Source organism: Pseudomonas sp. G11-1 (assembly GCF_024031555.1).
In the GTDB taxonomy this organism is placed as follows: Bacteria; Pseudomonadota; Gammaproteobacteria; order Pseudomonadales; family Pseudomonadaceae; genus Halopseudomonas; species Halopseudomonas bauzanensis.
Genome location: NZ_QEYQ01000006.1, coordinates 12877 through 26656 on the forward strand (window position 1 = coordinate 12877; position 13780 = coordinate 26656).

A 13780-nucleotide genomic window follows, 5' to 3' on the forward strand; every position below is an offset into this window, starting at 1 on the left:
AAAACAACAATAGGAGACAGTCATGTCTTTATCCAAAGAAGACGCAGCCCGAGCCTACTGGAAGGAGAACCTGCGGTTGATGATCACCTTGTTGGTCATCTGGTTCGTCGTATCCTTCTGCGCAGGCATTCTGTTCGTAGATGCACTCAATCAAATCCAGTTTTTTGGTTTTCCACTTGGTTTCTGGTTTGCCCAGCAAGGCGCCATCTATGGCTTCCTGGTGCTGATCCTGATCTACGTGTTGAAGATGAACAAACTTGATCGCAAGTACGACCTCCACGAAGAATAACAATCAGGAGCCTTGCATATGGAAACCCAAACGCTGATTTATCTTATGGTGGGGGCGACTTTTTCGCTGTATATAGCCATCGCGATCTGGACCCGCGCTGGCAGTACCAGCGAGTATTATGTCGCCAGCAAAGGCGTTCATCCCATCGCCAACGGGATGGCAACCGGGGCTGACTGGATGTCGGCCGCCTCTTTCATCTCCATGGCGGGTATCATCTCGTTCACCGGTTACGACGGTAGTGTGTATCTGATGGGCTGGACGGGTGGTTACGTGCTGCTGGCGATGTGTCTCGCCCCCTATCTGCGCAAGTTCGGCCGGTATACGGTGCCGGAGTTCGTCGGTACTCGCTATTACTCGCAAACGGCACGGGTGGTAGCGGTGATTTGTGTGATCTTCATCTCCTTCACTTATGTGGCGGGTCAGATGCGCGGGGTAGGTATTGTCTTCTCCCGTTATCTGGAGATCGATATCAACATGGGCGTCATCATCGGCATGGCCATCGTGTTCTTCTACTCCGTGCTGGGCGGGATGAAGGGCATTACCTATACGCAGGTGGCGCAGTACTGCGTGATGATCTTTGCCTATATGGTCCCGGCTATCTACATTTCCATCCTGATCACGGGCAACCCCATTCCGCAGTTCGGTTTTGGTGACACCGTGACCGGCACCGATACCTCGGTGCTGGATCGTCTTAATGGTCTTGGTGCAGAGCTAGGTTTTACTTCTTACACCGACGGCACCAAGTCCACCATCGACGTGTTCGCCATCACCATGGCCTTGATGGTAGGTACAGCGGGTCTGCCCCATGTGATTGTCCGGTTCTTCACCACACCAACGGTTCGTGATGCCCGTAAATCAGCAGGTTACGCTCTGTTGTTCATCGCAATTCTGTACACCACTGCTCCTGCCGTAGCTGCCTTTGCCCGCATCAACCTGCTGACCAACGTGCCTGGCGTGGCTTATGAAGAGGCTCCGCAATGGATCAAGACGTGGGAGAACGCCGGACTGATTGCGTGGCAGGACAAGAACGGTGACGGTGTCATTCAGTACGGTGCAGGTGCTCCTTTTGCTGGCGCTCCGCAGTTTACCAATGAGCGTGGTGCGAACGGGGAGCGGCTGATAAGCAACGCCCCGACCGAAGCGGAAACTGAACTGTATGTGGACCGAGACATCATGGTTCTGGCCAATCCCGAGATTGCCAACCTGCCAGGCTGGGTGGTGGCCCTGATTGCCGCTGGTGGTCTGGCCGCGGCGCTGTCTACTGCGGCAGGTCTATTGCTGGTTATTTCGACTTCCATCTCGCATGACCTGCTCAAGAGTAATTTCAAGAAGGATATCAGCGAGAAGGGCGAGCTATTGGCAGCGCGCATTGCGGCGGGTGTCGCGGTGATCGTCGCCGGCCTGTTCGGGATTTACCCACCAGCCTTCGTGGCGCAGGTGGTGGCTTTTGCCTTCGGTCTGGCGGCGGCGTCCTTCTTCCCGGTCATTGTGATGGGCATCTTCTCCAAGAGGATGAACAAGGAAGGTGCGATTGCCGGTATGGCGGTGGGTCTGGTCTTTACCTTCAGTTATATCGTGTTCTTCAAATTCATCAGTCCTGAGCTGGATACCGCTGAACACTGGTGGTTCGGTATCTCGCCAGAAGGGATCGGTACCTTGGGAATGATCTTCAACTTCATCGCGTCTGTCGCTGTAGCCTCGGTTACCAAGGCGCCGCCGGAGGAGATTCAGCACCTGATCGAAGATATCCGTGTGCCCCGTGGAGCAGGAGGTGCCATCGCTCACTGATGTAATCTGAGTTGGAAGGAAAAGGCCCCGGTTGGAAGCAACCGGGGCCTTTTCTTTTACCGTCTGAAGGATCAGAAGCGGTGGGTTACCTGCACACCGGCGCCGTGGGCGCTGTTGCGATATTCGGCGGCGTACTGGGTGCCTGTTGCGTGGTTGGTCTGGTTTACCCGTCCTTTGCTTTCACGCAGGTAGGCGTAAGCGAAGTCCAGGGTCCAGTCTTGGTCGATATTCCAGCCGGCGCCCAGCGATACGATCTTACGGTTGCTCACCGGAATGCGCACGGTGCGATCAGCGTTGCTGGTGGGGGACTCGTCAAGAGTGAAGCCGCTGCGCAGTACCCAAGATGGGTTGAGCTGATAGGCAACACCGATGGCATAGGACCAGGTGTCGTCCCAGTTCAGGTCTTCACTCACTTCGGAAAAGCCCGGTAGAGGCTGCTTGAGCTCCGCTACGATGCTATCCAGCTGGCTCCAGCGGGTCCAGGTGGCACCGGCATACAGAGTCCATTTGTCGTTGGCCTTGTAAGTGACCGAGGTGTCAGCCGACTCGGGCGAGGTGAAATCCAGAGTGGCCTTGTGGCTGCCATTGGCCGGCATGGGCGCAACCGGAGGGAAGCCGGTGTTACGGATCCGTCCTTCCAGTTCGTATTCCACCTTGGAGTGATAGGTGAAGCCCCAGGCCAGGCGGTCGGTTACATCTACCAGAATACCCGCGTTGAAGCCGTAGCCGATATCATCACCCTTGATGTTTACCTCAGCGGGGGAGCCAAGGACCGCGATGGGGTTGCTGGTCAGCTTGCCGTCGATCTTGTTGATGGTTGGGCCGAAACCGACGGCTACGCGGTCATTGATACGGTAGCTGAGTGTCGGCTGCAGTGTCATCACCTGCACCTTGCTGTAGAGACCGAGATCCCGGCCCTGAGAAGTGCTTTCATAATCGCTGATCACACCGAACGGGACATAGAGGCCAAGGCCGAAATGCCACTTGTCGTTGAGGGGGCGAACATAATAGGCGAACGGAACAGCTGCCTCGGGCGCGATATCACCCTTGTTGGTGCCCTGGACAAGATTCGTACCAGTGGCAGGGTTTGGACTGGCAGCGTCGATATCGGTGCTAGCTTTGATCGCCGCAAAACCACCACTGATCTCGGCGCGATCCAGGCGCGACATACCCGCCGGATTACCAAACACGGTACTGGCATCCTGGGCGGAGGAGGAGCGGCCAGCGAAACCGGTACCCATGCCGCTGACGCTTTGCTCGTTGATGGCCAACCCGTTGGCCATCAACTGGCAGGAGGCACTGGCTACGGCTACGGCCAGGGTGGTTTTGAACCAAGCGTGTTTGATCATCGGGTACTCCTGTTGACTTTGTTGGAGGCGCGGAAACTAGCAGGAAAGAAACCGTATCGCTATGGGTTATGTCCTGAATTTCCGATAATTCACGTTAAAAAACGTAAACGGCCATTGAATTGGCTAGAGACTGATCAGTCACGCCGCATCCGTGTGGCTTATGGTGTTGTGCCGCAGACCGAGGGGTTGAATTAGAAGCCGCTGGAGCGCACCAGATTGAGTCGTCGCCAGAGCACCAGTCGATTGTTCAGTTCTGCCAGTGTAGCAGTGCCCTGGGTGGCGGCCCGGTGCAACAAGATCAGCAGGATCTCGGCGCTGATCTGAGCGTCGGCGGCGGCATTGTGGCGCTCGCTGTTGACTAACCGGAAGTGTTGCTGCCAATCGTCCAGCGTCGAGCACTTCCGGTCTGCTTCGGGAAACAGCATGGGAGCCAGTTCGGCCACATCCAGAAAGCGATGCTGTAGGCGGTAATCCAGATCCTGGCGCAGGCCGCGGCTGAGCATGCGTTGATCGAAACCCGCATGGAAAGCCACAAAGACGCAGCGGCCTGCGAACTCCAGCAGACCGAGCAGCGCTTCCTCGGCGGGGCAACCGGCATGGACCTCGCTGGGCGCGATTTCATGCAGCAAGGTAGCCTGGCTGGCCCGATGGGCTGGTCGTAGCAGTGTGCATTCGAATTGGTCAGCCATCTGCAAGGTGTTGCCGGTAATCGCCACGGCGCCAATGGAAAGGATTTCATCGCGTTGCAGGTCGAGCCCACTGGTTTCCAGATCCAGTACCACCAGTCGCGCTTGATCAATAGGTGTGCTGTCGATGGGCTGGGGTGCGGGCAGGGCAGCCCGGCGTGCCGTCATCGCCGGTGTGAGACCAGTTGAACGACCACGCAAGAGCAGACTGCGCAGCTTCATAGCTGATATCTCAAGGCCAGGCTGGACTGCAGGCGTTGGGCCTGACGGAAGGATTCGCGGAGGATGCGGCGGTCCAGGTGATTCAGGGTGTCGGGCACGAGGCGGTTACTGAACGGCTGTCGCTCACGCTCCTGACGCTGGTGCTGCTGCATCCGGATAAGCTGGATGAACTCATAGGCCTCGGTATAGGCATCGGCATCCAGGGCCGCGATCGCCTCTTGCTGCTTGAGCAATTGTAACCGGCGGATTGTACTTGTCTCGCTGATACCGTAGGCCAGGGCCAGCACTCGGGCAGCGTCGACAAAAGGTGTCAACCCTTGGATCTTCAGGTCCAGGGTGTCCTTCTCACGGCCACTGCGGGAGGTGACGAAGTCGCGGAACAGACCGATCGGCGGGCGGTGGGCGAGGGCGTTGCGGGCCATCAGATGCTGGAAAGTGCTATTGCGTGCCACCATGTCCAGTACGCTGCCGAACAGGGCCTGGGCACCCGCCGGCTCGCCCCAGATCACGCGAAAATCAAAGAAGATGGACGACGCCAGCAGGTTCTCCGGCGTGGCCGACTGGATGCAGCGGGTAAAGCGGGCCTGCCATTCGGCACGGGACAGGCAGAGCTCGGGATTACTCGCCATGATGTTGCCCTTGCACAGGGTGAACCCGCATTCGGCCAGCGCCTGGTTGATCTGCTGTGCCAGTGGTAACAATTGCTGGCGGTAGGCCGCGGCCTGGTCGGCATTCTCCGCTTCGAACAGCATGCCGTTGTCCTGGTCGGTCATCAGCGTCTGCTCGCGTCGGGCCTCGCTGCCGAAGCATAACCAGGTGAAGGGAACGCCTGGGTCGCCATGCTGGCGCAGGCACAACTCGATGACCCGGCATACGCTGTGGTCGTTGAGCAGCGTGATGATGTGGGTGACCTGGCCAGCAGATGCGCCATAGGCCAGCATGCTGTCGACCAGATGACGAATGTCCCGGCGCAGCGCTACCAGACTGGCAATGCTTTCGGCCTGGCTGATGGCACGTGCCAGGTGCACCAGGTCTACCCGCTGCAGGGCAAACAGGTCACGCTCGGATACCACGCCCACCAACCGCCCCTGGTCCACCACGCACAGGTGGGCAATATGTTCTCGGGTCATGCTGATGGCGGCATCGAAGGCGCTGGCGGTTGAAGGCAGGTAGCAGGGCGACGGCGTCATTACCTCAGCGATGGGTCGCTGCAGGTCGGTCTCGCCGTGTGCAACGATACGGCGCAGATCGCGCAGGGTGAAAATACCCTCTGGCGCGGCCTGCGCATCGGTGATGACGATACTGCCCACGCTGGCTTCATGCATCATTCTGACGGCGGTGCCGATTGGCGTGACGGGAGAGCAACTGACCGGCTTGCGGATGGCAATCTGGGCCAGAAGGGTGTCCAGTGAATAATGGGCGCCGAGCGTTTCCGCCGCCTGGCGTTGCACCTGCAGATTGACCTGTTGCAACAGGCTGCTGACGCCGCGCAGGGCAAAATCACGGAACACCGGAGATATGCCGACCAACTCACTGAAATCGACGCGGGGCAATAGCAGGCAGAAGGTATCCTGCCCGGCTATATGCTCGGTACGGGTGGCCCGATCGCCAATGAGGGCGGCCAGGGGAAAGCATTCACCGATACTGATCTCGAAGGTAGTGTCTGGCGTGTCCTGCCCGGCGATCCGCCGTTCGCCGCGCACTTGCCCCTGTTTGACGATATAGAAATGCTGCGCCGGCCCGTCGCTGGGGCGGATGATGGCATCCCCGGCGGCATAGAAGCGCAACTGGCAATGCTCCACCAGCCAGGCCAGATGATGGGTCTCCATCTGATCGAATGGCGGGTAGCCGAGCAGGAAGGTCATGATGCCGTGAATATTCTGCTTCACGGCGGTCCTGCCCATCTGATCGAGCGAGTCGTCTCTGCTCATCTGCGCCTCTCTCCGAAAGGGATAGTTCACCTTGGTTGTCGCGTGCAGCCCATCCGACGTAAGTCTAGTTTCGTTTTCAGCAGGATGGTCTAGGTTGATATGACAATAAGGAGACGATCATGTCCGCACCCCCTGATTATGTCCTCGCCCGGCAACGCGCGATCCGTGATCCCGAGCTGTTCTGGGCCGATCATGCCGCCAAGCTGAGATGGCACACCCCTCCAAACATCACCTGCCAGCCAAGCGACGTCAGCCCCGGCCTGGTTGAATGGTTTCCCGATGGCAAGTTGAACACTGCCTGGCTGGCATTGGATGCGCACATCGAAGATGGCCGGGGAGAGCAGGTGGCCATTATTCACGACTCGCCTGTGACCGGCACCAAGACGCATATCAGCTATGCCGAGCTGCACCGACAGGTAGCGCTCTGTGCGGGTATGTTGCGCAGCCTGCAGGTGAAACAGGGCGACCGGGTCATCATCTACATGCCCATGGTGCCAGAAGCGGTCATCGCCATGCTGGCCTGTGCGCGTATCGGGGCCGTACATTGCGTGGTGTTCGGCGGGTTCGCGGCCAACGAGCTGGCGGTACGCATCAATGATGCCCAAGCCGACATCATCCTCACGGCCTCCTGCGGTATCGAGGTTGACCGTGTGGTGGAATACAAGCCATTGGTGGACCAGGCGATTGCCCGGGCAAATCATCCGGTTCGCCATTGCGTGGTGCTGCAACGTCCCCAGGCGGTTGCCGGGTTGCAACCCGGGCGAGACCTGGATTGGCGTCAGCAGTTGGCAGCGGCAGTCCCGGCTGATGCCGTGCCGGTCGCGGCAACGGACCCGCTGTACATCCTCTATACCTCTGGGACCACCGGCAAGCCCAAGGGCGTGGTGCGCGACCACGGCGGCCACGCCGTGGCGATGCGCTACAGCATGGAGGCGGTCTATGGCATGCAGCCGGGAGAGGTATTCTGGGCGGCATCGGATGTCGGCTGGGTGGTCGGTCATTCCTATATCGTCTACGGGCCGTTGTTGGCCGGTTGCACCACCGTCATGTTCGAAGGCAAACCGGTACGCACACCGGATGCGGGTGCGGTGTGGCGCGTGTGTGCCGAGCACGGCGTCAAGGCGCTATTCACTGCGCCCACCGCCTTCCGGGCCATCCGCAAGGAGGACCCCCGTGCCGAGCTGGCCGGTCGGTATGACCTGAGTCAGCTGGAGCGGCTGTACCTGGCGGGAGAGCGCCTTGATCCGCCTACCTGGGAATGGTTGCACGAACATATCCGGCGGCCAGTACTGGATCACTGGTGGCAGACGGAAACCGGCTGGGCGGTCGCTGCCAACCCGGCGGGTTACGGTCTTGCCGAAACCCGCCCCGGCTCGGCGACCTTCCCGATGCCCGGTTATCAGTTGGCGATCCTCGATGACCAGGGGCAACCGGTCGCGGCGGGCGAGCAGGGCAACATCGTTATCCGCCTGCCATTACCGCCGGGCTGTCTCACTTCCATCTGGGGTAGCCCGGAGCGTTTGCAGACCGGATACCTGAGCGAGTTTCCCGGCTACTACCAGACGGGTGACGCCGGCTATATCGATGCCGATGGCTATCTTTTCGTCATGGGCCGTACAGATGACATCATCAACGTGGCCGGCCACCGGCTCTCCACCGGGGAGATGGAAGAAGTGCTGGGGTCGCATCCGGCGGTGGCCGAATGTGCGGTCATCAGTGTGCCTGATGCAATCAAGGGAGAGTTGCCGGTCGGACTGGTAGTGCTGAAGAACGATGTCACCATCGAGGCAGCCCGATTGAGTGCGGAGCTGGCGGCACTGCTACGCGAGGAGATCGGAGCACTGGCGTGCTATCAGCGCACCTTGGTGGTCAGTCGGCTACCGAAAACCCGCTCGGGCAAGATCCTCCGGCGTGTTCTGCGGCAAATGGTGCGGGGCGAGGAATGGACGGCGCCGTCTACCATCGATGACCCCGGCTGCCTGGATGAACTGGCGCTATTGTTGCAGACGCCGGAGGGGGCGGAGGTCGTTGGCGTTTCACAATAATCACCAATTTGCTATCGTGGCGCGGTTGCGGGATATTGCGGCATTTAGAAGCTACACCCGCTGTGCTCATGAAAGGGGTAAACGGTGATCAAGGTATTGGTGGTGGACGATCATGATCTGGTGCGCATGGGAATCACCCGAATGCTCGGTGACGTGCCCGGACTGTCCATTGTGGGAGAGGCGGACAGCGGCGAAACGGCCATCACCCAGGCACGAGCGTTGAAGCCGGACGTCGTTCTGATGGATGTACGCATGCCGGGAATCGGCGGCCTGGAAGCCACCCGCAAGCTGCTGCAGCATGATCGCAGCATCAAGGTTATCGCCGTTACCGCCTGTGACGAAGAGCCTTTCCCGACTCGTCTGATGCAGGCTGGAGCTGCCGGTTACGTCACCAAGGGGGCCGCCCTGGAAGAGATGGTCAACGCCATCCGCAAGGTAGTGGCCGGCCAACGCCATATCAGTCCCGATATTGCCCAGCTACTGCTGGCGCGGATGTACGAACCGGGCAATGTGGGGCCCTTCGATGCGCTGTCGGAGCGGGAGATGCAGATTGCGCTGATGATTGTCGGGTGTGAGAAGGTGCAAGGCATTTCCGACAAGCTTCACCTCAGTCCCAAGACCGTGAACACCTATCGTTACCGTATATTCGAAAAGCTCGGCATCACCAGTGATGTGGAGCTGACGTTGCTGGCAGTGCGTCATGGCATGATCGACGCCACATTCAGCCAGGCATGAAGCCGGAAGGGTTCGATGCCGCGGCCTTCCTGTCAGCGGTAACCGGCAAGCCGGGGGTCTACCGGATGTTCGATGCCGACGGCGAGTTGCTGTACGTTGGCAAGGCGAACAACCTGAAGAAACGCCTGTCCAGTTACTTCCGCCAGACCGGGCTGAGCCCCAAGACCGCGGCGCTGGTAGCGCGTATCCGGCACATCGACACCACCGTCACGGCCAACGAAACCGAGGCGCTGCTGCTTGAGCAGAGCCTGATCAAGGTTTCGCGCCCGCCGTACAACATTCTGTTACGCGACGATAAATCCTACCCCTATGTCTATCTTTCCAGTCTGGACGCCTATCCACGGCTCGGACTGCATCGGGGGACCAAGAAGGCCAAGGGACGCTATTTTGGCCCCTATCCCAGCGCGGGTGCGATCCGCGAGAGCCTGAGCCTGCTGCAGAAGACCTTCAAAGTGCGTCAGTGCGAGGAAAGCTATTTCCGCAACCGTACCCGGCCCTGTCTGCAATACCAGATCAAGCGCTGCAAGGCGCCCTGTGTTGGCTTCGTCAGCGAGGAGGAGTACGCCGAGGACGTGCGGCATTCGGTCATGTTTCTGGAAGGGCGCAGCAATGCTCTGACGGATGAATTGACCCAGGCCATGGAGAGCGCTGCACAGAATCTCGACTTCGAGCGGGCCGCCGAGCTGCGTGATCAGATCGGCCAACTGCGGCGGGTGCAGGATCAGCAGAACATCGATACCGAATATGGCAACGTGGACGTCATTGCCGCCGCCGTGACGCCGGGCGGCGCCTGTGTTCACGTCATCATGGTCAGGCAGGGCAGGGTATTGGGCAGTCGCAACCACTTCCCGCGGGTGCCAATCGAACAGACCCCCGGTGAAGTTCTCGCGGCTTTCCTGCCGCAATACTATCTGGGCACCGGCGAAAGGGAGCTGCCGAAGGAAATCATCCTCAACGCGGTCCCTGAGGATCTGCCCGTTATCGCCGATGCGCTGGCGCAGGCACGGGGCCGGGCGGTCAACTTCACTCACCGGGTGCGGGGCACGCGCAGCCGCTGGCAGAGCATGGCGGTTACCAATGCCGAACAGGCGCTGACCTCCATGCTCGGCAACCGGCAGAATGTACAGGCGCGTTTCGAGGCGCTGCAGGAAGCGCTCGGGCTGGATGAGATTCCCACCCGCCTGGAGTGCTACGACATCAGCCACACCAGTGGCGAATCGACCGTGGCGTCCTGCGTCGTATTCGGTCCCGAAGGGCCTTTGAAAAGCGACTATCGGCGCTACAACATCGAGGGCGTAACCGCAGGTGATGACTATGCAGCCATGCAGCAGGCATTGATGCGGCGGTTCGCCAAATTGCGCGATGGTGAAGGCAAGATGCCGGATATTCTCCTGGTTGACGGTGGCAAGGGTCAGATGAACATGGCTCGCGAAGTGCTCCAGGAGTTGGCCATTCATGACTTGACCCTGCTTGGCGTGGCCAAGGGCGTTACCCGCAAGGCCGGCATGGAGACTCTGTACCTGAACGACCCGCACAATGAACTGGTGCTGCCCGGCCACTCACCGGCGCTGCACCTGATTCAGCATATTCGCGACGAGGCGCACCGCTTCGCCATTACCGGCCACCGCCAGCGCCGCGGCAAGACCCGAAACACCTCCACCCTCGAAGGAATCGCCGGGGTGGGTCCGAAACGACGCAGAGAGCTGCTGAAACACTTCGGCGGCTTGCAGGAGCTGACTCGCGCCAGCGCCGTGGAGATCGCCAAGGCGCCCGGCATCAGCAAAAAACTGGCAGAACAGATATATACTGCCCTGCATAGCGACTAGAATGCTGTCCAAACCCGTTCGCAGAGACGTTATGAACATTCCGAATATTCTTACCTTGATGCGGGTTGGCCTGATCCCCGTATTTATCCTGCTGTATTACCTGCCGTTCCACTGGAGTTATCTGGCTGCCGCAGTGATTTTCACTCTGGCCAGTATTACCGACTGGCTGGATGGCTATCTGGCGCGCAAATGGGAGCAGAGTACCCCCTTCGGTGCTTTTCTCGACCCGGTGGCAGACAAACTCATGGTCGCCGTGGCGCTGGTATTGCTGGTGCAGAGTCACAGCAACTTCTGGGTAACGGCGCCGGCAGTGGTTATCATCGGCCGTGAGATCGTTATCTCCGCCTTGCGTGAATGGATGGCCGAGCTTGGTGCGCGGTCGCAGGTAGCCGTCTCCAACCTGGGTAAATACAAGACCACCGCACAGATGATCGCCCTGGTTGTGCTGCTGGCCAACCCGGCCTTGCCAATGACTGCCTGGGTCGTTCTCGGGTATGTGCTGCTGATGATTTCTGCCGCGCTGACGCTGTGGTCCATGGTGGCCTATCTGCGCGCGGCCTGGCCGCACCTGCGCCCCGATGCTGGCGAAAAAAACGACAGATAAACTTTTTTGAATCAATGACTTGACAGGGCGTCGGAGAAAGATAGAATAGGCGCCGTTCCAGAGCGGGAATAGCTCAGTTGGTAGAGCACGACCTTGCCAAGGTCGGGGTCGCGAGTTCGAGTCTCGTTTCCCGCTCCATATTCAGTTGTGTTGCAGTAGCAGCACAGCAGCCCCCTTCGAGGCCGGGTGGCAGAGTGGTCATGCAGCGGATTGCAAATCCGTGAACGCCGGTTCGATTCCGACCTCGGCCTCCAGTATTAAAGCCCCGCAGACTCTACGTCTGCGGGGCTTTTTGCTTTCTGGCTTTCTGGCTTTCTGCGAACCGTTTCCGCAGCATTCTCAAAAATGCCGCGATGCGAGTCTGCTCCGCCTTTAGACCGAGGCGATCTTGTTCACGCTGGAAATCGCCTTGCCGTCCCAAATCATTTCGTAGTGGGTGGCTTGCACGATGGAGTGCACCGGTCTTGGAGTCAGCAGTCCCCAGCAAGTATTGCCCGGACTGCGGACTGAGTGATACTTCAGGCCAGGTATCCCGGCGTGCTTCAGGCGGGCGCCAGCGACATGCGCGGCGGCATAGCTGTCGGGGTCGTAGATCGGATGGTCAGGCGTGATACCGGTCAGGTCGCGCAAACCGGTCTGGTCGAATTTGCAGCACAGCCCGCGCAGCAGGATGCGGTCGAAGGCGAGGCCTTTCACGCCGCTCCAATAGCTCTGCTGGTGATATTGCACCTCCGCCAGGGCCGTAGTGATCGAGTCCCCCAGATAGAGGACGCCGAAGCTGCCATCACTGAAGCGCGAGCCGGCAGGATTGATATGAGTGAAGGGCGCTACCGCATAGGAACAGCCAGGGATGCCGAAGGGGATATCGGTGCGGCGCATGAACTCAAGTCTCCCGGCCTCGTTCAACAAGCGCGGATTGGTTCGCGCCTGGAGTTCATGCAGCGCCTCGAATTCCTCAGGATCAGCTACATCATCGAACAGGGCGATGGGGGGATACTTGGAGTTGACCAGGCGGTAGCCGGTTGCGGTGCCAGGAGCGACCTCGGGCAGGTCGACCCAGTTCACCACATTGCCCCCCGCAACCCGTCGATTCGGCGAAACGTTTCGTAAAGTGATGCAAAGCTGCCGTCAGCCATGACATTCAGCGGCTGGCGACCGTTGAAAAAGGCATTATCGTTGGGCAGCTTGAGGAAGCCATACACGTTGTCGGGGTTGTCGAAGATCAGCCGCAACGTCCCATGGATATTGAGCACATAACTGATTCGGTCGAGCTGATCATTATCCAGGGCAATGGTCCCGTTACCGGCTTTGGCCCGGGCCAGGGTGCTGCCGGAAACACGCAGAATCCGCGACATCTGCTCCCGTGAAGCACCCCAGCGTTCCATGATCGTTACCGCTGTGCGCAAGCCCACGGTGCTCTGGTGTTTCTCGGCGCTGATTTTCTGAATATCTGCTAATGACATTTTATCTACCCGTTTGCTATTCAGGGGGGGGGTGTCTGGAGAATGCAATTAGAGAATAGCATGTCTGCAGATATTGCAACAGGTTCATGGTGATCAGCGCGCAACCCTGTCGTATTCATCCTCAAGCAGTTTTGTAATCAGCTCGGAGGTAGTAACTCCCCTGGAGGCAGCAACGGTATGCAGCATCTCACGTGCCAGTGCAGTTACCTCGGTTCGTACCATTCGCGTAGAAGGTGCCCCCTTGCGAGTCGGAAGGGCTGCTTCCCGTGCCCGCCTGGCGGAAAGCGCTTTCTGCAAGCGTGTACGGGATTCCGAATCCAATTGCTGGTCAACCAATTGCTGCACCTGCTCCGCAGTATCCAGCAGCTCAATCAACTGATAACGCAGCGACAACCGACCACCCTGTATCTGGCCCAATAGCCACTGCCGAGTCCAATGGACTTCCTTGCGACTTCTCAATTGAAATTGCTTCTTCATCGTCTCTCGCCTTGTTCTACGTTGTGGAATTCTACGGAGTAGAATTCAGAAGTGTAACCCGTGAACAGCGATTTTGCTGAAGGGGCGAACAAGGGGGCGTCTGATCAATAGGTGTTAAGCGCTGGCCGTATCAAGCTTTCCAGGCGCTATTGCGGCGGGACGAAAATGGCGTGAGTCATCTCGGGAAGGGACAGCATTTCTGTCAAAGCGGCTCACTTCGATCAGGTATATCCGGCTCATCTGGCCCCGGCACTGTTCCTGGCGGCTGCGCCCTGGGCTTCGGCACCATATCAGGAGCCTCCTCCGGAGCTTGCTGCGGCACATTATCCGGCCCCGGCGGCTCTGTCGGGGCGCGTTCTGGAGGC

The 13780-nt window shown here is 59.2% G+C and carries 12 protein-coding genes and 2 tRNA genes; 8 read left to right on the forward strand and 6 right to left on the reverse strand.

The features are described 5' to 3' along the window. Window positions 1–22: 22 nt before the first annotated feature. Together DHB74_RS14860 and DHB74_RS14865 are read left to right on the forward strand one after the other, a co-directional pair. Window positions 23–289 carry a DUF4212 domain-containing protein gene (locus DHB74_RS14860; RefSeq protein WP_036989967.1) on the forward strand — a complete coding sequence of 89 codons (267 nt, stop codon included), beginning with the start codon at window positions 23–25 and terminating at the stop codon, window positions 287–289. A gap of 18 nt (window positions 290–307) precedes the next feature. Then, window positions 308–2077, forward strand: a complete 1770-nt coding sequence (locus tag DHB74_RS14865; RefSeq protein ID WP_036989966.1) for a sodium:solute symporter family protein — start codon at window positions 308–310, stop codon at window positions 2075–2077. Window positions 2078–2148: 71 nt separating this feature from the next. Here DHB74_RS14865 and DHB74_RS14870 read toward each other — a convergent pair whose 3' ends face one another. The 3 genes from DHB74_RS14870 to DHB74_RS14880 form a co-directional block, all read right to left on the reverse strand. After that, on the reverse strand, window positions 2149–3423 hold the full coding sequence (locus DHB74_RS14870; RefSeq protein ID WP_036990381.1) for an OmpP1/FadL family transporter: 1275 nt from the start codon (window positions 3421–3423) through the stop codon (window positions 2149–2151). 194 nt (window positions 3424–3617) lie between these two features. Then, complete coding sequence (locus DHB74_RS14875) at window positions 3618–4334, reverse strand: 3'-5' exonuclease (RefSeq protein ID WP_036989964.1); 717 nt, start codon at window positions 4332–4334, stop codon at window positions 3618–3620. Continuing rightward, the gene (locus tag DHB74_RS14880) at window positions 4331–6265 is read right to left on the reverse strand and encodes a putative nucleotidyltransferase substrate binding domain-containing protein (protein ID WP_036989963.1); all 1935 of its coding nucleotides are present in this window, start codon (window positions 6263–6265) and stop codon (window positions 4331–4333) included. The genes DHB74_RS14875 and DHB74_RS14880 overlap by 4 nt, the downstream gene beginning before the upstream one ends. Window positions 6266–6384: 119 nt before the next feature. Between DHB74_RS14880 and DHB74_RS14885 the strand changes: the two genes are divergently transcribed. The 6 genes from DHB74_RS14885 to DHB74_RS14910 all read left to right on the forward strand — a co-directional run bounded on the left by DHB74_RS14885 (window position 6385) and on the right by DHB74_RS14910 (window position 11729). Next, on the forward strand, window positions 6385–8310 hold the full coding sequence (locus tag DHB74_RS14885; RefSeq protein ID WP_051610896.1) for an AMP-binding protein: 1926 nt from the start codon (window positions 6385–6387) through the stop codon (window positions 8308–8310). Window positions 8311–8394: 84 nt separating this feature from the next. Further along, window positions 8395–9045: a UvrY/SirA/GacA family response regulator transcription factor gene (uvrY, locus tag DHB74_RS14890; protein WP_036989962.1), complete on the forward strand. Its 651-nt coding sequence runs from the start codon at window positions 8395–8397 to the stop codon at window positions 9043–9045. Then, window positions 9042–10871 carry an excinuclease ABC subunit UvrC gene (uvrC, locus tag DHB74_RS14895; protein ID WP_036989960.1) on the forward strand — a complete coding sequence of 610 codons (1830 nt, stop codon included), beginning with the start codon at window positions 9042–9044 and terminating at the stop codon, window positions 10869–10871. Before uvrY ends, uvrC begins: the two co-directional genes overlap by 4 nt. Before the next feature lie 31 nt (window positions 10872–10902). Continuing rightward, window positions 10903–11475, forward strand: coding sequence for a CDP-diacylglycerol--glycerol-3-phosphate 3-phosphatidyltransferase (gene pgsA, locus DHB74_RS14900; RefSeq protein WP_036989959.1), 573 nt, complete (start codon window positions 10903–10905; stop codon window positions 11473–11475). A gap of 62 nt (window positions 11476–11537) precedes the next feature. Then, a tRNA-Gly gene (locus tag DHB74_RS14905) sits at window positions 11538–11613 on the forward strand. Between the two features lie 42 nt (window positions 11614–11655). After that, window positions 11656–11729 (forward strand) — tRNA-Cys (locus tag DHB74_RS14910). 118 nt (window positions 11730–11847) lie between these two features. Here the strand turns inward: DHB74_RS14910 and DHB74_RS14915 are convergent. The 3 genes from DHB74_RS14915 to DHB74_RS14925 form a co-directional block, all read right to left on the reverse strand. Further along, a complete protein-coding gene (locus tag DHB74_RS14915; RefSeq protein WP_051610867.1) occupies window positions 11848–12543 on the reverse strand; it encodes an RES family NAD+ phosphorylase in 696 nt (231 codons plus the stop codon). Continuing rightward, on the reverse strand, window positions 12537–12938 hold the full coding sequence (locus DHB74_RS14920) for an antitoxin Xre-like helix-turn-helix domain-containing protein (RefSeq protein ID WP_036989859.1): 402 nt from the start codon (window positions 12936–12938) through the stop codon (window positions 12537–12539). The genes DHB74_RS14915 and DHB74_RS14920 overlap by 7 nt, the downstream gene beginning before the upstream one ends. 93 nt (window positions 12939–13031) lie before the next feature. Then, window positions 13032–13415 (reverse strand): hypothetical protein, encoded by a 384-nt coding sequence (locus tag DHB74_RS14925; RefSeq protein WP_036989858.1) that lies wholly within the window; start codon window positions 13413–13415, stop codon window positions 13032–13034. Between the last annotated feature and the right edge of the window lie 365 nt (window positions 13416–13780).

Bases quoted from the DNA above. Each gene is read 5' to 3' on its own strand.
- DHB74_RS14920 (WP_036989859.1), bottom strand. From the start codon at position 12,938: ATGTCATTAGCAGATATTCAGAAAATCAGCGCCGAGAAACACCAGAGC.
- DHB74_RS14875 (WP_036989964.1), bottom strand. From the start codon at position 4,334: ATGAAGCTGCGCAGTCTGCTCTTGCGTGGTCGTTCAACTGGTCTCACA.
- pgsA (WP_036989959.1), top strand. From the start codon at position 10,903: ATGAACATTCCGAATATTCTTACCTTGATGCGGGTTGGCCTGATCCCC.
- DHB74_RS14880 (WP_036989963.1), bottom strand. From the start codon at position 6,265: ATGAGCAGAGACGACTCGCTCGATCAGATGGGCAGGACCGCCGTGAAG.
- DHB74_RS14885 (WP_051610896.1), top strand. From the start codon at position 6,385: ATGTCCGCACCCCCTGATTATGTCCTCGCCCGGCAACGCGCGATCCGT.
- DHB74_RS14860 (WP_036989967.1), top strand. From the start codon at position 23: ATGTCTTTATCCAAAGAAGACGCAGCCCGAGCCTACTGGAAGGAGAAC.
- uvrC (WP_036989960.1), top strand. From the start codon at position 9,042: ATGAAGCCGGAAGGGTTCGATGCCGCGGCCTTCCTGTCAGCGGTAACC.
- DHB74_RS14865 (WP_036989966.1), top strand. From the start codon at position 308: ATGGAAACCCAAACGCTGATTTATCTTATGGTGGGGGCGACTTTTTCG.
- DHB74_RS14925 (WP_036989858.1), bottom strand. From the start codon at position 13,415: ATGAAGAAGCAATTTCAATTGAGAAGTCGCAAGGAAGTCCATTGGACT.